Here is a 19,753-nt window from a genome sequence, read left to right as displayed (position 1 = left end):
AGAGGCCACATCCGGGGTTGACAGAACGCGTGTCGGTGTGGTGCGGGCCACCTCCCGGAGCAGGTGTGGGCATACTGCGCCCCATGTCGACGACCCCGTCGCTGGCCCTCGTCCGGGCCGCGCACCCGCGCCAGGCCCTCGTGACCGCGGCCACGCTCGCCGCGGCTGCCGCGGTGGCCGGCCGCCCCCTCCGCGAGGTCGCCCTGGTCGGTGGGACGGTGCTCGTCGGACAGTCCGTCCTCGGCTGGGCCGACGACCTCGCCGACCGCCGCCGCGACGCCCGGCACCGCCCGGAGAAGCCCCTCGGCAACGAGTCCCTCGACCCCGGGACGGTGTGGTTCGCGATCGCGTGCGCGGTGCTGCTCGTCGTACCCCTCGCCGTGGCCAACGGGCGCGAGGCCGCGGCGGCGTACCTCACGCTCCTCGCGGTCTCGGCGGTCGGCGACCGGCTGCTCCACGCGACGGTGCTGTCGTTCGTGCCGTGGGTGGTCGGCTTCGCGCTCTACCCGGTGTTCCTCGCCCACGGCGGCTGGGGCGGCTCCGGTACGACGACGCCGCCCACGCCGACGCTGGTCGCACTCGCCGCGGCGCTCGGCCTGGGCGTCCACGTCCTGCTCGCGCTGCCCGGCCTCGTGCACGACCACGAGGAGGGCGAGCGCTCGCTCCCGCTGCGGCTCGCGCTGCGCACCGGGACGCCCCGGATGCTCGTGATCGCGAGCGTGTGGACCGGCGCCGTCGCGATCGCCATCTTGATCGCAGGGCGGACGGTCGGGCTGACCTGAGCCGACGCTAGGCTGTGGGCCATGCGACTCCGACCCCTCGCGACCGCCGCCGCGGTCATCGCGCTCGCCGCTCCGCTGTCCTCGTGCGGCTTCGACTACGCGACCGAGCGTGACTACACCCCGGGCAGCGGCAGCAACAACCGCGACGGCATCGTCGACGTGCTCTCCGCGGTCGTCGTCTCCGCCTCGGAGGGCTCCGGCACCTTCGTCGCCTCGCTGTCCAACAACGACGTCGACGACGAGCAGACCTTCACCGGTGTCGCCGGTGAGGACTCCACCGTGCAGGCGGCCGACTTCGAGCCGATCGCGGTCGCACCCGGCGGGCTGGTCAACCTCGCCGACCCCGCCGCCGACATCGTGCTCACCGGCGACTTCGCCGCGGGCGACTTCGTCCCGCTGTCGATCGACTTCGGCAACGGCGAGCGGATCACCATGAACGTCCCCGTCGTCCGCGACGACACCGGCTACTGGGAAGGCATGGACGCCTCATGACCTACACGCTCGTCCTGCTCCGCCACGGCGAGAGCGAGTGGAACGCCAAGAACCTCTTCACCGGCTGGGTCGACGTCGCGCTGACCGACAAGGGCCGCGAGGAGGCGGTCCGCGGCGGCTCGCTGATCAAGGACGCCGGGTTCCTCCCCGACGTCGTGCACACCTCCCTGCAGCGCCGCGCCATCAACACCGCCGCGCTCGCCCTCGACGCGGCCGACCGCCACTGGATCCCGGTCAAGCGCAGCTGGCGCCTGAACGAGCGCCACTACGGCGCGCTCCAGGGCAAGGACAAGAAGCAGACGCTGGAGCAGTACGGCGAGGAGCAGTTCATGCTCTGGCGCCGCTCCTTCGACGTCCCGCCGCCCCCGCTCGACGACGCCGACGAGTTCTCGCAGGCCCGTGACCCGCGCTACGCCGACCTCGGCGACGAGCTGCCGCGCACCGAGTGCCTCAAGGACGTCATCGCCCGGTTCCTCCCCTACTGGGAGTCCGAGATCGTCCCCGACCTCCAGTCCGGCAAGACGGTGCTCGTCGCCGCGCACGGCAACAGCCTCCGCGCGCTCGTCAAGCACCTCGACGGGATCAGCGACGACGACATCGCCGCCCTCAACATCCCCACCGGCATGCCGCTGGTCTACCGCCTCGACGAGTCGCTCGCCCCGACCGTCGCCGGCGGGGAGTACCTCGACCCCGAGGCCGCAGCCGCCGCTGCCGCCGCGGTCGCCAACCAGGGTCGCTGACACACGAGAGCCCCCTGCCGCCAGGACCGAGGTCCGGCGGCAGGGGCTTCGTCGTCGCTGGGTCAGTCGCGGGTCGGGAGGTCGCCGGTGACCACGAAGACGACGCGGTTGGCGACCGAGACCGAGTGGTCGGCGATGCGCTCGTAGTAGCGGCCCAGCAGGGCGATGTCGACCGCGGCCTCGACGCCGTGCTGCCAGTCGGCCGACAACAGCTCGGTGAAGCTGCGACGACGGAGCTGGTCCATCACCTCGTCGTCGCGGCCGAGCTCGATCGCGGCCTCGACGTCACGCTCGATGATGATGGCGCGCACCCGGCGCACCATGTCCTCGGCGGTCTCGGCCATCCGCTGCATGGTCGGGCGGAGCTCCTCGGGGACCGCGACCGAGGGCACGCGCAGGCGCGCGATCTTGGCGACGTGGACGGACAGGTCGCCCATCCGCTCCAGCTCGGTCGCCATCCGCAGCGCGGAGACGATGACCCGGAGGTCGCCGGCGACGGGCTGCTGGAGCGAGAGCAGCGAGAAGGCGGTGTCGTCGACGCGCTCGCGGGCGACGTCGATCACCTTGTCGTTGCTGATCACCTGGTCGGCGGTGTGGACGTCGCCGGTCATCAGGGCCTTGGTGGCCTCGCGTACGGCCACCTCGACCTGTCCGCAGATCTCGGACAGGTCGGCAAAGATCCCGTCGAGCTGGTCGTGGAAAGCCTCGCGCATGCCCACCACCCTAGGCAGTCGAAGCGAACACCTGCACGCCCTCGATGAACGCCGGATGAACACTCGGGGCCCGCTGTCCAGCACGTCTGGCGCGGGTCTCCGCGTGCGTACGATGGTGGGTGTGGATCCGACGATGCAGGCCGGGTTGGCCGCCATCATCGGGGCCATCGTGGCAGGTGGGGCCGTCCTGGCGTGGCACATCAGCGACCGCCAGCGCTACGCCGTGCCCGCCCACGAGGAGCCCGCGGTCCAGGAGGGCGCCGCAGCCGTCCTGAGCATCCTGCGCTCGAGCGCGGTCGTCGTCGACGAGTCCGACCACGTGCTCAAGGCCTCGGCGCCGGCGTACGCCTTCGGGCTGGTGCGGGGCAACACCGTGGTCGTGCCGGAGCTGCTCGACCTCATCGCGCAGGTGCGCCGCGACGGCCAGATCCGCGAGAGCGACATCGACCTGCCGGCCGCCGACGGCGGCTTCGGCCGCACCCTCACCGCGCGGGTGGCGCCCCTCGGTGCCCGCCTCGTGCTGGCGCTGGTCGAGGACCGCACCCGCGAGCGCCGGGTGGAGGCAGTCCGACGCGACTTCGTCGCCAACGTCAGCCACGAGCTCAAGACCCCCGTCGGCGCGATCCGCCTCCTCGCCGAGGCCGTCACCGACGCCTCCGACGACCCCGAGGCCGTCCAGCGATTCGCCACCCGGATGCTCACCGAGAGCGACCGGCTCTCCAAGCTGGTGCAGCAGATCATCGAGCTGTCGCGGCTCCAGGGCCACGACCCGCTCGAGAAGCCCGTCATGGTCGACGTCGACGCCGCCGTCGCGACCGCGGTCGACACGAGCGCGATGGAGGCGACCGCCAAGGAGATCGTCGTCGAGTCGCGCGGCGAGCACGGTCTGGAGGTGTTCGGCTCGCAGGAGCAGATCGGCGCCGCCATCAGCAACCTCGTGGCCAACGCCGTCGCCTACTCCAACAACGGCTCCCGGGTCGTGGTGACCTCGCGCTCGGAGGGCGAGCAGATCCAGGTGTCCGTGGTCGACCAGGGCATCGGCATCCCGGCCGAGGACATCGACCGCATCTTCGAGCGCTTCTACCGCGTCGACCCCGCCCGGCACCGCTCCACCGGCGGCACCGGCCTGGGCCTGGCGATCGTGAAGCACGTCGCCGCGACCCACGGCGGCGACATCTCGGTGTGGTCGGTGCAGGGCCAGGGCTCGACGTTCACCCTCACCCTGCCCCGCAACGCAGGTCCCCACACGGACGCGGCCGGACCCACCACCCCCGTCGAGGTCGTCGCACCCGCGCGGCCCCAGACCCCCGTACCCACACGCAGAACACAGCAGGAGACCCACAGATGACCCGCGTACTCGTCGTCGAGGACGAAGAGAGCTACAGCGACGCGCTCGCCTACATGCTCCGCAAGGAGGGCTACGAGGTGGCGATCGCCGCCGACGGCAACACGGCCCTCACCGAGTTCGACCGCTTCGGGCCCGACATCGTGCTGCTCGACCTCATGCTGCCGGGCGTCCCCGGCACCGAGGTGTGCCGCCAGATCCGGCAGTCCTCGTCCGTCCCGGTGATCATGGTGAGCGCCAAGGACGACGAGGTCGACAAGGTCGTCGGCCTCGAGCTCGGCGCCGACGACTACGTCACCAAGCCCTACTCCCCGCGCGAGCTGGTCGCCCGCATCCGCGCCGTGCTGCGCCGCGGGCAGGAGCCGGACCTGATGCCCGACACGCTCGAGGCCGGCCCGGTCCGGATGGACGTCGAGCGGCACGTGGTGACGGTCGACGGCAACGAGCAGCGGCTGCCGCTCAAGGAGTTCGAGCTCCTCGAGATGTTCCTGCGCAACCCCGGCCGGGTGCTCACCCGCGGGCAGCTCATCGACCGCGTCTGGGGCTCCGACTACGTCGGCGACACCAAGACCCTCGACGTCCACGTGAAGCGCCTGCGCGCCAAGCTCGAGCCCGACCCGGGCGAGCCGAAGTTCCTCGTCACGGTCCGCGGGCTCGGCTACAAGCTGGACCTCTGACCGGAGGTAAGGGGCCCAGCCGCAAGCGTGTCGAGCTCCCCCCGACCAGACCGCAGGACGGTCGGACGCGGCGGGATCGCGACGTTCGTCGTCCGAAAACCGCTGGCGGTTCGTCATGACCGTTCCTAGCCTTGACTCGTGACGACGACCGCTTCCACCGCGACCACCACCACCACCGCACCGCCCGCCTGGCTGCCCGTCGCGGCAGGCGCGGTGACGCTGGTGATGTGGGCCTCGGCGTTCGTGGTGATCCGGCACGTCGCCCACGACGTCAGCCCGGGCGCGCTCGGCTCCGGGCGCCTGCTCGTCGCCGCGCTGGTGGTGCTGCCGCTGGTCCTGCGGCGGGGATGGGTCCGCCCCACACCGCGCGAGTGGCTGCTGCTGGCGCTGGGCGGGGTCGGCTGGTTCGGGGTCTACAACCTCGCCCTCAACGCGGGCGAGCGCCACGTCGACGCCGGGACGGCCGCGATGATCATCCAGATCGGCCCCGTGATCGTGGCGCTGCTCGCGATCCCGCTGTTCGGCGAGGTGCTGCACCGCTGGCTGGTCGCGGGGATGCTGGTCGGCTTCGCCGGGGTCGCGGTCATCGCCCGCGGCTCCTCCTCCGACGCCGGCGCGAGCCTGCTGGGCGTCGTGCTGGTGCTCGTCGCCGCGGCGATGTACGCCGTCGGGGTGCTGACCCAGAAGGTGCTGCTGCGCCGCATCCCGTCCGTCCAGGTGGTCCTGGTGTCGTTCCTGATGGGCGCGGTGACCTGCCTGCCGTTCTCCGGCGACCTGCCGGGCATCGTGGCCGACGGCGGCCCGGAGCTGTGGTGGATCGTCTACCTCGGCGTCTTCCCCACGGCCATCGCCTTCACGACGTGGGCCTTCGCGCTCACCCACACCGACGCGGGCGCGCTGTCGCTGACGACCTTCCTCGTGCCCCTGATCGCCACCCTGATCGCCTGGCTGACCATCGACGAGGTGCCGCCGTCGCTGACCTTCGTCGGCGGGGCGCTCGCGATCGCCGGCGTGCTGATGACGCGGCGCAAGCCGCGGGCCGCGACTCGCTGAGCGGCGTCGCTCAGGCGTCCGGCTCGGGGGCGGTGCCGGTCTCGAGCCAGCCGCGGAACGCCTCGAGGTTGCGCGTCGACTCCCCGCGCGCGACCCGCCACTCCCACTCCTTGCGGATGGAGGAGGCGAAGCCGAGCTCGAGGATCGCGTTGAACGACTCGTCGGCGTTGGCGAGCACGGAGCCCAGCAGCCGGTCGAGCTCGTCGTCGCTCACCGACGCGAGCGGCAGCCGCGCCTCGAGGTAGATGTCCCCGTGCCGGTCGACGGCGAAGGAGACGGCGTACATCCTCAGGTTGCGCTCGAGCAGCCAGCGGTAGACGCGGGCGTGGTTCTCGTCGGGGTTGCGGCACACGAAGGCGTGCACGCCGAGAGCGTGCGGTCCGACGTCGAGCCGGACGGGGGTCTGGAGCTTCTTCTCCCCGGGCAGGGTCAGCGAGAAGCTCGCGCCCTCCACGCCGTCACGAGTGGTCTCCTCGTGCTCGATCTCGTTGTCCGCGAGGTGGGCGCGGATCGTCTCGACCGCGGAGGAGGTGGCGCTCATGCGCTCCATCCCATCACGCGGGGACGGCTCGCATCCGGGCGGCGGCCCGCTCGTAGGCGGCGAGCGTCTGCTCGGCGGTGTGCTCCCACGAGAAGTCCTGCGCGTGCGCGATCGCGCCCTGTCCGAGCCGCTCGACCAGGGCGGGGTCGTCGACGAGCCGGCGCAGCGCGGCGGCCCAGTCGCGCGGCTCGTGGGTGTCGACGAGCAGACCGCTGACGCCGTCGCGGACGACGGTGGTGAGCCCGCCGACGGCGGCAGCCACGACCGGCGTGCCGGTGGCCTGCGCCTCGACGGCGACGAGGCCGAAGGACTCGTTGTAGGACGGCACCGCGACGGCCGTGGCGGCCGAGGACCACACGGCGAGCTCGGGCTGGGTCACGGGCGGGACGAACCGGACCACGTCGGCGATGCCGAGGTCGGCGGCGAGGTCGGCCAGCGCGGTGGGGTGCTCGAGGCCGCTGCCCGAGGGACCGCCGACAACCGGGACGACGAGGCGGTGGCGCAGGGACGGGTCGTCGCGCAGGAGCACGTCGACTGCGCGCAGGAGCACGTCGGGCGCCTTGAGCGGCTGGATCCGGCCGGCGAACAGCAGCACCACCGCGTCGTCGGGGAGACCGAGCTCGCGGCGGGCCTCCGCGCGGTCGCGTGGGGCGAAGACGGTGAGGTCGACGCCCGGGTGGACCACCTCGACGGCGTCGGGACTGGCGTCGTAGAGGTCGACGAGCTGGCGGGCCTCGGTGTCGGTGTTGGCGATCAGCAGGTCGGCGGCCTCGACCACCTGCTCCTCGCCGATGACGCGCGAGACCGGCTCGGGGGTGTCGCCGAGGGCGAGGGCCTCGTTCTTCACCTTCGCCATCGTGTGCATCGAGTGCACCAGCGGAACGTTCCAGCGATCGCGCGCGAGGGCGCCGACCTGGCCGGAGAGCCAGTAGTGGGAGTGCACGGCCGTGTAGTGGCCGAGCGGCTGCAGGGCCTCGGTGCGCAGAACCTCGCGGGCGAAGGTGCACAGCTGGCCGGGCAGCTCACCCTTGGCGAGGCCCTCGAACGGGCCGGCGGCGACGTGGCGGACGAGCACCCCGTCGGCGGCCTCCACGACCTGCGGCAGCGTCGAGGACGTGGCGCGGGTGAAGACGTCGACCGCGATGCCCTGGGCAGCGAGGCGCCGGGAGAGCTCGATGACGTAGACGTTCATCCCGCCCGCGTCGCCCGTGCCGGGCTGGTCCAGGGGTGAGGTGTGCAGGCTGATCATCGCCACGCGCTCGCCCAACGCTGCCTCCATGCTGCTCGTGTCCTGGCACCCGGGGAGGGCACCTCCGGTGCAACCTTCCACCTGCGCCCGGGATTCCCGCGCACGTCCCGAGGGGTGGGTGCCCGGTGGCGGCTAGCGGGCGTGCACGCCCTGCGTGGGCCGTCCGCCGGCGTCGCTGCCGCGGTTGCGCGCGAGGGAGATGCCCCCCACGACGACGGCGAGGATGCCCCAGAAGCCGTTGTACCAGGGCGCGTCAGCCGGCCGGAACGCCTCGACGAGGCTGAGCACGAGCAACCCGGAGGCCAGGCCGACGGTGGCCCGCATGGCCACGGCGTCGCTCTTGACGAGGCTGGTGCCGAAGACGGCGCCGGCGACGACCAGGCTGGCCATGCCGACCAGGAACAGGATGTCGGAGAGCGGGTCGTCACCGCCTCCGAGCAGGGCGTGCACGATCCAGAGGGCGCCGCCGAGGACTGCTCCGGCGGCTGCGAGCTTCGCGGGGGGCATCGGACGAGTGTGCCACGCCACTCCCGGCCCGCCCCAGCGCGAGGGCCCCGGTCAGGCCTCGTCCGTGCCCTGGTGGAACCGCTGCTGCCACGGACCCCCGGACGACTGGCCCGTGCGCACCCAGAGGCTGCTGCGCAGGGTCGATCGACCGTCGGCCAGCGCCCGCCAGACGAGCAGGATGGTGTCGCGGTCGACCCGCTCGACCGACACGACGTCGAGGGTGACCGGCTCGCCGGGGCCGATCGCGTCGAGCATGTCGTCGCGGCTCCACAGCCGGCCGGAGCGGCCGACCTCCTGCCACGCGGGGTGGAGCAGGGCAGCGACGGCCGCCCGGTCACCGCGCACCTCGTCGGTGAGCAGCGCCCGCTCCATCGCGATGACGTGCTCCTCGTCGGTCGTGGGCGCCACGTCCTCCAGGCCGCTGAACAGGTCGGGCTCCTCCTCGACCTGGCCGACGGCCGCGGCCGGGTGGGCGGTGCTGCTGCCGGAGAAGCCGGGGCCCGCGTCGGGCTCGGCGCCGCGCTGGTACGCCGACGCGGCGGCGTTGGCTCGCTTGTCGGCCGCCTCGTTGAGCGCGTGCCCGGCGTGGCCCTTGACCCACTCGAAGTGGACACGGTCGCGACGTCCGTCCATGGCCTCGTCGAGCGCCTTCATCAGCTCGACGTTGAGCACCGGCTTGCCGTCGCTCTTCTTCCAGCCCTTGCGCTTCCAGCCCGCCATCCACTTGGTGACGGAGTCGATGACGTACTTGCTGTCGCAGTAGACGTGCAGGTCGTCGTCGAGGTGCGCGGTCTGCTGGAGCAGGTCGAGGACGGCCATCAGCTCGCCCATGTTGTTGGTGCCGCGCGGCCAGCCGCCGGACGCCCAGCAGCCGTCGTCGACGTACCACGCCCATCCGGCCGGACCGGGGTTGCCGAGTGCCGAACCGTCGGCCGCCGCGTAGATCACAGGAGCATCTTGGCAGGATGGAGCCATGACCTCCGAGCAGACCCTCCCCCGCACCGCCGTCGTCACCGGGGCCTCCAGCGGCATCGGCGCCGCGACCGCCCGCGCCCTCGCCGCGCAGGGCTTCCGGGTCGTCTGTGCGGCGCGACGCACCGAGCGCATCGAGGCGCTCGCGGCCGAGATCGGCGGCGTGGCGATCACGTGCGACGTCACCGACCAGGCGTCGGTCGACGCGCTCGCCGCGGCCGTGCCGACCTGCCACGTGCTGGTCAACAACGCGGGCGGTGCGGTCGGGGTCGACCGGGTCGACGGCGCGGACCTCGACGGGTGGCGCCACATGTACGACATCAACGTCCTCGGACTCGTCCGGGTCACCAAGGCGCTGCTGCCGGCACTGCGCGCCAGCGGCGACGCGATCGTCGTCAACGTCGGCTCGACGGCCGGGCGCTGGGCCTACGAGGGCGGCGCCGGCTACACCGCGGCCAAGCACGGCGTGAAGGTGGTGAGCGAGACCCTGCGACTCGAGCTCAACGGCGAGCCGATCCGGATCAGCGAGGTCGCCCCGGGCATGGTGCGGACCGACGAGTTCTCGCTGGTGCGCTTCGACGGTGACCAGGCCAAGGCCGACGCGGTCTACGCCGGCGTCGACCAGCCGCTCGTCGCCGAGGACGTCGCCGACGCCATCACCTGGGTCGCCACCCGGCCCTCCCACGTCGACATCGACGAGCTCGTGATCAAGCCCCGCGCCCAGGCTGCGGCACACAAGGTGCACCGCAGCTGAGACGTGGGAGACTGCCGCGCGTGAAGACCATCGGACTCGTCGGCGGCATGGGCTGGGAGAGCAGCGCGGCCTACTACCGCGACCTCAACCTCGGGATGCGGGAGCGCCTCGGCGGCCTCTCGTCACCGAAGCTGGCGCTCACCACCGTCGACTTCGCCGAGGTCACCCACCTCGAGGACGAGGAGCGCTGGGACCAGGTCGGGACGCTGCTGGCCGACGCCGCGCAGGGCGTCGAGCGGGCCGGGGCGGACTTCCTGCTGCTGTGCACCACGACGTTCCACAAGGTCGCCGACCAGGTCGAGGAGGCCGTCGACATCCCGGTGCTGCACCTCGCCGACGTGGTCGCGGAGGCGGTCAAGGCCGCCGGCATCTCCACCGTCGGCCTGGTCGGCACCAAGGTCGCGATGTCGGAGTCGTTCTTCGTCGAGCGCCTCGAGGGCCACGGGCTCACCGTCGTGGTGCCCGACGTCGCGCACCACGACCTGCTCAACGACGCGATCTACGAGGAGCTCGTCCACGGCGTCGTGCTCCCCCGCACCCGCAGCGCCGTCGTCGGGATCATCGAGGAGCTCTGGGACGCCGGAGCCGGTGGCGTGCTCCTCGGCTGCACCGAGCTCGAGCTGCTGGTCAAGCAGGCCGACGTCGAGCTCCCCGTCTTCCCCTGCACCACGCTCCACGTGCAGGCCGCGCTCGACCTCGCGCTGGGCTGAGTCACAGGGGCGTCCCCCGCGCGGCCGCGACCCAGCGAAGTGCGGTCCACGCGGCCGACTGCCGGTCGGTGGCGCGCGCCTCGGCGGGCAGGAGGACGCGCAGCACCTCCGAGCGGGCACCCTCGGTGCTGATCAGCAGGTCACGCCCATCGAGGGCCAGCCCCTCGCCCTGGTCCTGATCGGGCAGGTCCCACGAGGAGACCGGCTCCCACGAGGGGTACGCCGCCAGGTGGGCGCTCGTGTAGGTCCGCACCACGACCCCGCCGCCGGCTGGCAGGAAGGTCGCGTCGGTGACCATGCCGGGTGCCTCGCCGACGGCCACCAGCGCGTTGGGGCGGTCGGCCCGCAGCCGCAGCGGAGCGGCGTACACCCTCCCGGAGAAGACGCCCTTGCTGATCACGAAGAGCCGGCCGGTCAGCGGGTGCCGCACCAGTGCCTCGGCGTCGTGCGGGCCGTCGGGGTAGCGGAGCTCGTAGGACGCCGGCTCGACGCTGCGGTCGCCGCGGCCCACCGGCACGCGGAGCACCTCGACCGAGTCGCGCACGTGCCGGTTGTCGCCGGTGTCGGCGACCCAGACGTGGCCCGGCCCGGCGGGCGCGAGCGCCTCGACGTCGACCGGGTCGGGCGACCACGAGGTCACGCCCACGGTGTCGCCGGTGGCCGGGTCGACGGCGAACACGCGGCCGGAGTCACCGGAGTCGTTGACGGTGACCACGAGCCCGTCGACGACGACCAGGCCGCTCGACTCCACGATGTCGGGGTCGGCGAAGCGGAGGACCGGATCGGCGCCCACGCCCGGCGTCCCCGACGCGGCGCCGAGCAGGAAGGGCAGCGCGACGACCGCCGCCACCGCTGCTCCCCGCACCCTCACGCCGCCACGGTAGCCGCGGGCCCGTTGGGCGTGCGGGACCGACCGTTCGGCGTACGACCTCCCTGCGGGTAGGTGACACCTCAACCACCCGGACGTACCGTGACGACGGTCTCTCGGAGAGGAGATGTGCATGTCGCGTCTCGACAAGTCGGCGATCGTCGCCGGTTCGGGCTTCAGCCGCTGGCTGATCCCGCCTGCCGCCCTGGCGGTCCACCTGTCCATCGGCCAGGTCTACGCGTTCTCGGTGTTCAAGACCTCGCTGGTCGCGAGCTTCGACTCGAGCCTGACCGCGATCGGCTGGGTGTTCTCGATCGCGATCGTGATGCTCGGCCTGTCCGCCGCGGTCCTTGGCACGTGGGTCGAGCGCTCCGGGCCGCGCAAGGCGATGCTCGCGGCCGCGATCTGCTGGGGCACCGGGTTCCTGGTCGGCTCCGCCGGCATCGCGACCTCGCAGCTGTGGCTGCTCTACCTCGGCTACGGCGTCATCGGCGGCATCGGGCTCGGCATCGGCTACATCTCGCCGGTCTCGACGCTGATCAAGTGGTTCCCCGACCGCCCCGGCCTGGCGACCGGGATGGCGATCATGGGCTTCGGCGGCGGTGCGCTGATCGCCTCGCCGCTGTCCAACAAGCTCATGTCGGTCTACGACCCCGACTTCGTGCCGACCGAGCCGGGCGCGGTCGCGTCGGGCTCGGCGCTGGCCCAGACCTTCCTCACCCTCGGCGTCGTCTACACGATCTTCATGCTGATCGGCGCCACCCTGATCCGGGTGCCACCGGGCCACGGCGACGACAGCACCGCCGAGCACTCCCCCGGCACCAACGGCGCCCTCGTGCGCGCCCGGCAGGCGATCCGCACGCCGCAGTTCTACTTCCTCTGGGTCGTGCTGTTCTGCAACGTCACCGCGGGCATCGGCATCCTCGAGCAGGCCGCACCGATGATCCAGGACTTCTTCCGGGAGAACGGCACGAGCTCGATCTCCGCCGCAGCGGCGGGCGGGTTCGTGGGCGTGCTGTCGCTGGCCAACATGCTCGGCCGGTTCGTGTGGTCGAGCCTGTCGGACCGGATCGGGCGCAAGCCGACCTACGTGATGTACCTCGGCGTCGGGCTCGTGCTCTACCTGCTGCTGGCCCTCTTCGGCAGCAGCTCGACCGTCGTCTTCGTGGCGCTCGCGGTCGTGATCATCTCCTACTACGGCGGTGGCTTCGCGACCGTCCCGGCCTACTTGAAGGACCTCTTCGGCACCCTCGAGGTCGGCGCCATCCACGGCCGGCTGCTCACCGCGTGGGCCGCCGCCGGCGTGGCCGGACCGCTCATCGTCAACGGCATCCTCGACAGCATCGGCGAGCCGGGCAACCTCGTCGCCGCGGACTACCGCCCCGCCCTGCTCACCATGGTGGGCGTGCTGGCCGTCGGCTTCGTGTCGAACCTGATGATCAAGCCGGTCGCGGAGGTCCACTTCGACCAGGACGCGCACGCCGCCAACGAGGACCGCATCTCCCAGCGACAGGAGGCCGCCCGATGAGCGAGCCCAGCAGCACCACCTCGACCACCAGCCCGGTCCTCATCGCCCTCGCGTGGCTGCTGGTCGGGATCCCCCTGGCCTACGGCCTGTGGCAGACGATCGACCGGGCGTCGGCGCTGTTCACCGGCTGACGCGTCAGCGGCCGAGCAGCTCCGCCAGCTTCGGACGTACGCCCCATGCGGCCGCCAGGTCGTGTGGGGCGTCGTGCGTCGTGGCCCCGCCCACCTCGTCCACCTCGTCGACCACCTCAGCCACCCGGACGGCCCGGATGAGGGTGTTGCGGGGGGTGTGGGCGCTCTCGACGAACTGCACCACGTCGACGCGGTAGCCCAGCCCCCGCAGGAGCTCGGCGCGCAGCGCGTCGGTCAGCGTGTCCGCGAGGCGCTCGCGAAGGATCCCGTCGCGCGTCAGCGCGGCATAGGGGGCGGGCGGCGGGGCCTGGCGGAGCTGGCTGGCGATGTCGTGGTGGCAGCACGGGGCGGCGAGCACCAGCGGCGCACCCCAGCCGACGGCGCGAGCGAGCGCGTCGTCCGTGGCGGTGTCGCAGGCGTGCAGCGCGAGCACGACGTCGGGCGCGAGGTCGAGTGCGGCGTCGGAGATGGTGCCGACGACGAAGTCGGCCTCGATGCCGAGCTCGGCGGCGATCCGCGAGTTGTGGTCGGCCGACTGCTGGCGGACGTCGACGCCGGTCATCCGGACCGGCAGGCCGCGCCCGCCCGCCTCGACCGGGCCGGTGAGGAACTGGTGCGCGGCGAAGGTCAGGTAGGCGTTGCCGCAGCCGAGGTCGACGACCCGGAGCGGGTCGTCGGCCGTGGGCGTGCGGAGGTGCCCCTTGGCCAGGCCGTCGGCCAGGCTGGCGTCGAGCAGCCGCAGGAACTCCTCGACCTGGCGGTACTTCGCCTGCCGGCTGGGCTTGACCCGCCCCTGCGCGTCGCTGATGCCGAGGGCGACAAGGGCCGGGTCGTCCTCGCGCAGCAGCCGCCCCTTGTCGCGGTCGTGGACGCGCGACACCTCGACCGCCTCCGACCGGGACGAGGCGTGCAGCATCGGCACGCCCTTCTTCGTCACCCGCAGCTGCAGGGTCTCGGTCGCGGTGTCGACGTGCCAGTTGGCGAACGGCTGGGCGAGCAGGACGTCGACCGCTGCGTCCGCCGCCTCGCCGAGGAGGTGGTTGGCGGTGTGCGCCTGCGTGGCGTCGTACGACACCACCTGGAGGTGCGGACCGGCCTTGAGGTCGACGACCCGGAGCTCGACCCGGCGGACCTCACGACCCTCGACGACCGGTGCCGGCTGGCCCTTGCGGCGCCCGCTCGCGAGCGCGCGCACCAGGTCGGCGTCGAGGATCGCCGTCCGGAGCCGCTGCCACTCGCTCACAGGATCGCGGCGATGACGACGATGAGGATCAGCGCCCCCAGCGCCACCGGGATCACGAGACGGCGCTGGCGGGGGTTCACCGCGCCAGTCTAGGTCGGACGCGGAGGGGTCAGGACATCCGGAGCGCGGCCGGGACCAGGTCGAGGACCGGCACCTCGCCGGACTCGACGTCGGCCACGGAGACCCAGGCCACCTCGTCGGTGGTGCCGTCGACCTCCAGCACACGGGGCTCTCCGGCGCCGACCTCGGCCCGGAAGACGAGGTGGATGCCGTGGAAGTCCTCGATCCGGCCGGAGGGCGCGTGCCCGGAGAAGTGGGTGTCGTGGACGCCGAGCAGCTCGCCGACCTCGCAGGTGAGCCCACACTCCTCCTCCACCTCGCGGGCGAGGGCGACCGACGGGTGCTCGCCGTGGTCGATGCCGCCGCCCGGGAGCGTCCAGCGACCGGGGTGCGCCGCGCGCGGCGAGAGACGGGTCAGCAGCACCCGGCCGTCGCGCGTCGCCAGCGCGTAGGCCGCCACCCGCTGCAGGCGGAAGGGCTGGTGGTCGACGAGGGCGTCCGTGACCTGCGCGGCCACCGGGACGGCACCCGAGGCGACGTCGTCCAGCGCGTGCCAGCCGGCCTCGACCGTGGAGCCGTCGACCTCGACGACGCGCGGTGCAGGGGCGTCGGTCGGCACCCAGGCGTCGTACACGATCCGGATCGCGTGCGCGTCGACGAGCCGGCCGTCGCGGGTCGCCCGCGGCAGGTGCGCGCTGTAGACGCGGGCGGTCTCGCCCACCGTCGCGTCGAGCCCGGTCTCCTCGTGGATCTCGCGCACCAACGCGGCCCGCGGGTCCTCGCCGTGGTCGACGCCGCCGCCGGGCAGCGTCCAGAGCTCGGTGCGCGAGACCTTGGGCGCCAGGCGGCTCAGGAGGATCTCCACGCGCCCCTCGCGCTCGCGCAGCATGACGGCATACGCGGCCACGCGTTGTCGTCGGGGGAGGGAGCTCATGTTCCCAACCTAGTGATCGGGGCGTGAAGTACGGTGAGCGCCGTGGCTCCCCCGTCCCGTGATCCTTGGCTCGACAACGTCAAGATGGTCCTCGTCACCCTCGTCGTCGTCGGCCACGCGATCGGCCTCGTGGAGGAGAGCGCCGGCAGCCACTGGGTCTATGACTTCATCTACCTCTGGCACATCCCGGCGTTCGTGTTCGTCAGCGGCTACCTCTCGAAGTCGTTCGAGTGGGACCCGCGGCGACTGAAGAGCCTCGTCTACACGCTGCTGATCCCCTACCTGCTCTTCGAGCCGGCCCTGTTCTACTTCCGCCGCGGCGTGGCCGGCGAGGACGTGCAGGGGCCGATCTGGCTCGTCCCGCACTGGACGATGTGGTACCTCATCGTGCTGCTCATGTGGCGCCTGGTGACGCCGATCCTCAAGCTGCACTGGCTCTTCCTGCCGCTCTCGGTCATCGTCAGCCTGCTCGGTGGCCTGTGGACCGACACCACGCTGATGATCCCGCGGTTCCTCGGGCTGCTGCCGTTCTTCGTGCTCGGCCTGCACCTCAAGCCGCGACACCTCAAGCACCTCGACGACGTCTGGGTGCGCCTCGCGGCCGTGCCGATGCTCATCGGGATCGGCGTGATGGCGGTCTACACCGACACGTGGGCCGCGGCCGCGCTGCTCTGGTACGACACCGGCTACTCCGACATCCCGATCGACGACGAGTTCGTCTTCCAGACCCGGCTCACGGTGATGATGGTCGGCCTCGTCGGCGCCTTCGCCGCGATGTCGCTGGTGCCCCGGCGCAACCTCGGCTGGTTCACCACGATGGGCACGGCGACGATGGTCGTCTACCTGTTCCACGGCTTCGTCATCAAGACGGTCAAGGCGCTCGGCTGGCCCGACTTCACGGCCGCCCATCCGGTCTCGGGGCTGGTGCTCACGGTGGTCGGGGCGGTCGCCCTCGCCCTGCTGCTGGCGAGCCCACCGGTGCGCCGCGTCCTCGAGCCGTTCACCAACCCGCTCGGCTACGTGGAGAAGCGACGCGCGGTCAGCCGGGAAGCCGGCTCGGCCCCCACGTCGGGCTGACCGCCGAGCGCGGCACGCTGTCGACGTACGCCGCCTCGGCGCGCGTCGGTGCGTCCCCACCCAGGTGCGCGGGGTACCACCACGCGGCCTCGCCGGGTGCCGGTCGGTGGTGCGGCAGCTGCTGCAGCGCCTCGAGCTGCCCGGTCAGGAGCGTGCCGAGCCTCCGGGTCGACTCGGCCAGGTCCTCCCCCGGCCCGACGGTGAGCGGTGGACCGAACGCCAGGTCGACGCGGCGCCCGCGGGTCGGGTCGGGCCGCGCGCCGGCCGTCCAGATCCGCTGGGTCCCCCACACCGCGACCGGCACCACCGGGGCGCCGGTCTCGCGCGCCAGGCTCGCAGCCCCGCGCATCATCGACCGCACGGTGAACGAGCGGCTCACCCCCGCCTCGGGGAAGATCCCCACGGCCTCGCCGTCGCGCAGCAGCCGGCGGGCGGCGACGTACGCCCCCGCGGGCGCGTCGCGGTCGACCGGGACGTGCCGCATCCGGTCCATGGCACGGCCGACGAGCGGCGCGTCCCAGATGTCGTGGCGGCACAGGAAGCGGACGAAGCGGCCCCGCTCCACCGCCGCCTGCTCGACGACCACGAAGTCGGGGAAGCCGACGTGGTTGGCGGCGAGGATGACCGGCCCGTGCTCGGGCACGTGCTCGAGGCCGGACCACTCCGTGCGCACGCCGAGCAGCCGCAGTGCCGCGCGGCCGAGCACGTTGGTCGCGCGGTAGACGGACTCACCCATGTTGGTGCTTCGTAGCGACACGTCTCCGGGATCGGTTCAGGAGAAGGGCGGCCGGGCGTCGCTTGCCATCGAGCGCGCGCCCGCCCACCGCCACACGCGGGCGGCGCGGTCGCGGTCGGCGTCGTCGACGAGGTTGCCCATCCAGCGGAGCGCGAGCGTCATCAGCCAGTCGGAGCGCATCCCGACGGGCCCGAGCGCCGAGACCACCTTCGGCTGGGTGGCCATCCCGGCCAGGCGGCGGGCGATGGAGAAGGACTCGCCGTAGTGCTCGACGAGCGTGTGGCGCCACGCCTCGCCGAGGCCGGTGCCGCTCGCGATGTGCTCGGCGACGAACCGCCCGGTCTCCAGGCCGTAGTCGATGCCCTCGCCGTTGAGCGGGTTGACGCAGGCAGCGGCGTCGCCGATCAGCGCCCAGTTGGGCCCGGCGACGTTGCTCACCGCGCCACCCATCGGCAGCAGCGCCGAGGTCGGCATCCGCAGCTCTCCGGAGAGCCCGAAGTCCTTGCCGATGGTGTCGGCGTAGGTCTGCATCAGGGGCTTGATGGCCACGTCGGTCGGCCGCTTGCTGGTGGCGAGCGTGCCGGCGCCGAGGTTCACCGAGCCGTTGCCCAGCGGGAAGATCCAGCCGTAGCCCGACACCAGCTCGCCCTGCTCGTCACGCAGCTCGAGGTGCGAGCTGATCCACGGGTCGTCCGACATGTCGGAGTCGACGTAGGACCGGCCGGCGACGGCGTAGACCGTGTCACGGTGCCACTCGCGACCCAGCAGCTTGCCCAGGGGCGACCGCACGCCGTCGGCCACGACCAGCCACCGGCACGCGATCTCGAACGTCGCCCCGTCGGCGCCGCGGAAGTCGACGGCCGCGACCCGCTCGCCCTCGCGTCGTACGCCGACCGCGCGGGCGCCGTCGATCCCGGTGGCCCCGCTGTCGAGCGCCACCGTGCGCAGGTGGTCGTCGAGCTCGGTGCGGGCGACGGCCGATCCCCAGTCGGGGAGGGACCCACCCGGCCACGGGAGGAGCAGCGTCTGGCCGAAGCCGTGGGCGCGGAGGCCCTGGTTGACCGTGTGCGAGCGGAGCCAGTCCTCGAGGCCGAGCCTCTGCAGCTCGCCGATCGCGCGAGGCGTGAGACCGTCGCCGCAGGTCTTGTCGCGGGGGAAGGTCGCGGCGTCCGCGAGCACCACGTCGAGCCCCGCCCGGGCCGCCCAGGCGGCCGCGGCGGACCCGGCGGGGCCGGCGCCGACGACGAGGACGTCGGTCGCTCTGCTGGTCGTCGGGGTGGGGCGAGGGCTCGTCACGCGCAAATCCTCGCAGACGGCACCTCACCCCACCTCGGCCAGGCGCTCAGTACTCCAGGTGCTCGAGGTAGAGCCGGCCCACGGCGGCCGTCAGCAGGGGCGCTGCGGCGTTGTCGGGGGTGTCGTTCTCGACGATGTACTCCTCGACCTCGTGGTTGCGGAAGAGCGACGGGAAGTCGATGACGCCGACGCCGAGGTCGCACATGTCGGCCTCGGGCTGGCTGGTGCCCATCGAGGTCCGGTCCTTCACGTGGTACTGCCGGACCGCCAACGGCGCCTCGTTGACGACGTCCTTGGCGAACTGGAGCGCCGACTCCGCGGTCGTGTGGCCGGTGTTCACGCCCGCCGTGAAGGCCCAGTAGAGATCGACCTCGAGGTGCACGAGTCGGCGGTCGAGGCGGTCCATCAGGACCTCCCACGGCGTGAGCCCGCCGCCGAGGTCGGTCGTGAACTCGTGCGCGTGGTTGTGGTAGCCGTACTTCAGCCCGTAGCGCTTGGCGATCGCGGCCTCGGCGTTCATCTGGTCGGCCCACCGCTGCCAGTCCGACAGGTTGGCGGACGCCAGGTAGGGGACGTTGACGTACTGCTGGCCGAGGGTCTTCGCGTTCTGGAACTTCACGTGGGCGCCGCCGGTGTCGGCGCTGATCCCGTCGTGGCTCGAGGTGGAGCGCAGGCCCAGGCCGTCGAGGATCGCGCGCATGCTCGCCGCGGTCTCGCCGTAGAGCCCGGCCAGCTCCACGCGCTCGTAGCCGTAGCGGGCGAGCGCGGCGAGCACGGCCGCGTGCCCGATCGCCACCGCGTTGCCGGCAGCCGGAGCAGCGGCTGCCGAGCGCAGCGTGTAGAGCTGGATGCTGATCAGCTCGTGGTCGAGACTCTTGCGGCGCCCGCCACCGTGGCCGTGGCCGTGGCCGTGGCCGTGACCGGGCCCGTGGCCCTTGCCGCCGGCCGTCGCCGGGGAGGCGCCGAGCGCACCGAGCGCCGCTGCGCCGACGGTCGCTCCCCTCAGCAGTCCGCGCCGGCTGGCGCCCTTCTCGGCCAGCGATCGCTCGAGCGCCGCGTCTCCGTCATGTCCGAAGCACATGTATGTCCACCCTTCATCCGAGTCACGATGTGACGGGGGCCACATCAGCTCGACGCTAGGGCGACTTTTGTACGTACGTCAATCAAAAGGTGTCGGCGTCTCGACATCAGGACGCGGACCGCAGGCGCGCACGATCCACACGTGTCCGAGACATGGCCCTCGAGCGGGGCTCCGGAGGGCAGGTTCTCGGACACGTGTGCAGGTGCGGCGGTCCTGGCCCCAAGGATCGTCGGCCGGAGGCCACGACCGCCGCACGTGCGGCGT

At 72.5% G+C, this 19,753-nt stretch carries 22 protein-coding genes; 11 read left to right on the top strand and 11 right to left on the bottom strand.

Annotated features, from left to right (window positions below):
- Window positions 1-83: 83 nt before the first annotated feature.
- Genes BLV76_RS10975 through BLV76_RS10965 form a run of 3 tightly spaced genes read left to right on the top strand, consistent with a single transcriptional unit; the run spans window position 84 to window position 2,014 of the window.
- Entirely contained in the window at window positions 84-782 is a 699-nt protein-coding gene (locus BLV76_RS10975; protein WP_090969159.1) for a UbiA family prenyltransferase, read from the top strand.
- A gap of 21 nt (window positions 783-803) precedes the next feature.
- Window positions 804-1,274, top strand: a complete 471-nt coding sequence (locus BLV76_RS22530; protein ID WP_090969158.1) for a hypothetical protein — start codon at window positions 804-806, stop codon at window positions 1,272-1,274.
- Window positions 1,271-2,014 carry a phosphoglyceromutase gene (locus BLV76_RS10965; protein WP_090969157.1) on the top strand — a complete coding sequence of 248 codons (744 nt, stop codon included), beginning with the start codon at window positions 1,271-1,273 and terminating at the stop codon, window positions 2,012-2,014. Before BLV76_RS22530 ends, BLV76_RS10965 begins: the two co-directional genes overlap by 4 nt.
- A 62-nt stretch (window positions 2,015-2,076) precedes the next feature.
- Here BLV76_RS10965 and phoU read toward each other — a convergent pair whose 3' ends face one another.
- Window positions 2,077-2,727, bottom strand: coding sequence for a phosphate signaling complex protein PhoU (gene phoU / locus BLV76_RS10960; RefSeq protein WP_090972605.1), 651 nt, complete (start codon window positions 2,725-2,727; stop codon window positions 2,077-2,079).
- Between the two features lie 121 nt (window positions 2,728-2,848).
- On the opposite strand from phoU, the gene BLV76_RS10955 reads away from it, so the two are divergent.
- The 3 genes from BLV76_RS10955 to BLV76_RS10945 all read left to right on the top strand — a co-directional run bounded on the left by BLV76_RS10955 (window position 2,849) and on the right by BLV76_RS10945 (window position 5,802).
- Window positions 2,849-4,075, top strand: coding sequence for a sensor histidine kinase (locus BLV76_RS10955; RefSeq protein ID WP_175539639.1), 1,227 nt, complete (start codon window positions 2,849-2,851; stop codon window positions 4,073-4,075).
- Window positions 4,072-4,749: a response regulator transcription factor gene (locus BLV76_RS10950; RefSeq protein WP_090969155.1), complete on the top strand. Its 678-nt coding sequence runs from the start codon at window positions 4,072-4,074 to the stop codon at window positions 4,747-4,749. Before BLV76_RS10955 ends, BLV76_RS10950 begins: the two co-directional genes overlap by 4 nt.
- A 138-nt stretch (window positions 4,750-4,887) precedes the next feature.
- The gene (locus BLV76_RS10945) at window positions 4,888-5,802 is read left to right on the top strand and encodes a DMT family transporter (RefSeq protein ID WP_090969154.1); all 915 of its coding nucleotides are present in this window, start codon (window positions 4,888-4,890) and stop codon (window positions 5,800-5,802) included.
- Between the two features lie 10 nt (window positions 5,803-5,812).
- Here BLV76_RS10945 and BLV76_RS10940 read toward each other — a convergent pair whose 3' ends face one another.
- The 4 genes from BLV76_RS10940 to BLV76_RS10925 all read right to left on the bottom strand — a co-directional run bounded on the left by BLV76_RS10940 (window position 5,813) and on the right by BLV76_RS10925 (window position 9,047).
- Complete coding sequence (locus tag BLV76_RS10940; protein ID WP_090969153.1) at window positions 5,813-6,343, bottom strand: type III secretion system chaperone family protein; 531 nt, start codon at window positions 6,341-6,343, stop codon at window positions 5,813-5,815.
- 13 nt (window positions 6,344-6,356) lie between these two features.
- The gene (gene mshA / locus BLV76_RS10935; RefSeq protein ID WP_090969152.1) at window positions 6,357-7,622 is read right to left on the bottom strand and encodes a D-inositol-3-phosphate glycosyltransferase; all 1,266 of its coding nucleotides are present in this window, start codon (window positions 7,620-7,622) and stop codon (window positions 6,357-6,359) included.
- 102 nt (window positions 7,623-7,724) lie between these two features.
- Window positions 7,725-8,099 (bottom strand): hypothetical protein, encoded by a 375-nt coding sequence (locus BLV76_RS10930; RefSeq protein WP_090969151.1) that lies wholly within the window; start codon window positions 8,097-8,099, stop codon window positions 7,725-7,727.
- A 51-nt stretch (window positions 8,100-8,150) separates the two neighbouring features.
- Window positions 8,151-9,047, bottom strand: coding sequence for a ribonuclease HI family protein (locus tag BLV76_RS10925; protein ID WP_217630321.1), 897 nt, complete (start codon window positions 9,045-9,047; stop codon window positions 8,151-8,153).
- Between the two features lie 25 nt (window positions 9,048-9,072).
- On the opposite strand from BLV76_RS10925, the gene BLV76_RS10920 reads away from it, so the two are divergent.
- Window positions 9,073-9,825 carry an SDR family NAD(P)-dependent oxidoreductase gene (locus BLV76_RS10920; RefSeq protein WP_090969149.1) on the top strand — a complete coding sequence of 251 codons (753 nt, stop codon included), beginning with the start codon at window positions 9,073-9,075 and terminating at the stop codon, window positions 9,823-9,825.
- A 20-nt stretch (window positions 9,826-9,845) separates the two neighbouring features.
- Window positions 9,846-10,535 carry an aspartate/glutamate racemase family protein gene (locus tag BLV76_RS10915; protein WP_090969148.1) on the top strand — a complete coding sequence of 230 codons (690 nt, stop codon included), beginning with the start codon at window positions 9,846-9,848 and terminating at the stop codon, window positions 10,533-10,535.
- Between the two features lies 1 nt (window position 10,536).
- On the opposite strand, the gene BLV76_RS10910 is transcribed toward BLV76_RS10915, so the two are convergent.
- Window positions 10,537-11,406, bottom strand: a complete 870-nt coding sequence (locus BLV76_RS10910) for a hypothetical protein (RefSeq protein ID WP_139306548.1) — start codon at window positions 11,404-11,406, stop codon at window positions 10,537-10,539.
- Window positions 11,407-11,536: 130 nt separating this feature from the next.
- Here BLV76_RS10910 and BLV76_RS10905 point away from each other — a divergent pair, with 130 nt between their 5' ends.
- Together BLV76_RS10905 and BLV76_RS23330 are read left to right on the top strand one after the other, a co-directional pair.
- Entirely contained in the window at window positions 11,537-12,931 is a 1,395-nt protein-coding gene (locus BLV76_RS10905) for an OFA family MFS transporter (RefSeq protein WP_245734630.1), read from the top strand.
- On the top strand, window positions 12,928-13,062 hold the full coding sequence (locus BLV76_RS23330; protein WP_281246162.1) for an MFS transporter small subunit: 135 nt from the start codon (window positions 12,928-12,930) through the stop codon (window positions 13,060-13,062). The genes BLV76_RS10905 and BLV76_RS23330 overlap by 4 nt, the downstream gene beginning before the upstream one ends.
- A gap of 4 nt (window positions 13,063-13,066) precedes the next feature.
- Here the strand turns inward: BLV76_RS23330 and BLV76_RS10900 are convergent, their stop codons facing one another.
- Window positions 13,067-14,305: a class I SAM-dependent methyltransferase gene (locus BLV76_RS10900; protein ID WP_090969145.1), complete on the bottom strand. Its 1,239-nt coding sequence runs from the start codon at window positions 14,303-14,305 to the stop codon at window positions 13,067-13,069.
- 109 nt (window positions 14,306-14,414) lie between these two features.
- Window positions 14,415-15,299: an NUDIX hydrolase gene (locus BLV76_RS10895; protein ID WP_090969144.1), complete on the bottom strand. Its 885-nt coding sequence runs from the start codon at window positions 15,297-15,299 to the stop codon at window positions 14,415-14,417.
- A 42-nt stretch (window positions 15,300-15,341) separates the two neighbouring features.
- Here BLV76_RS10895 and BLV76_RS10890 point away from each other — a divergent pair, with 42 nt between their 5' ends.
- On the top strand, window positions 15,342-16,376 hold the full coding sequence (locus tag BLV76_RS10890) for an acyltransferase family protein (RefSeq protein WP_139306547.1): 1,035 nt from the start codon (window positions 15,342-15,344) through the stop codon (window positions 16,374-16,376).
- Here BLV76_RS10890 and BLV76_RS10885 read toward each other — a convergent pair.
- From BLV76_RS10885 to BLV76_RS10875, 3 genes are read right to left on the bottom strand one after another with little or no spacing between them, the layout of a single operon-like run.
- Window positions 16,339-17,112, bottom strand: a complete 774-nt coding sequence (locus BLV76_RS10885; protein ID WP_090969142.1) for a lysophospholipid acyltransferase family protein — start codon at window positions 17,110-17,112, stop codon at window positions 16,339-16,341. The genes BLV76_RS10890 and BLV76_RS10885 overlap by 38 nt on opposite strands.
- Before the next feature lie 36 nt (window positions 17,113-17,148).
- Entirely contained in the window at window positions 17,149-18,408 is a 1,260-nt protein-coding gene (locus BLV76_RS10880; RefSeq protein ID WP_090969141.1) for a geranylgeranyl reductase family protein, read from the bottom strand.
- A 46-nt stretch (window positions 18,409-18,454) separates the two neighbouring features.
- Window positions 18,455-19,489, bottom strand: coding sequence for a sugar phosphate isomerase/epimerase family protein (locus BLV76_RS10875; RefSeq protein ID WP_090969140.1), 1,035 nt, complete (start codon window positions 19,487-19,489; stop codon window positions 18,455-18,457).
- Window positions 19,490-19,753: the final 264 nt, after the last annotated feature.

Origin of the sequence: Nocardioides exalbidus (assembly GCF_900105585.1) — a bacterium.
GTDB classification, from domain to species: Bacteria; Actinomycetota; Actinomycetes; order Propionibacteriales; family Nocardioidaceae; genus Nocardioides; species Nocardioides exalbidus.
The sequence above is the reverse complement of the archived record's forward strand: the minus strand, read 5'-3'. Positions and strand labels throughout refer to the sequence as shown.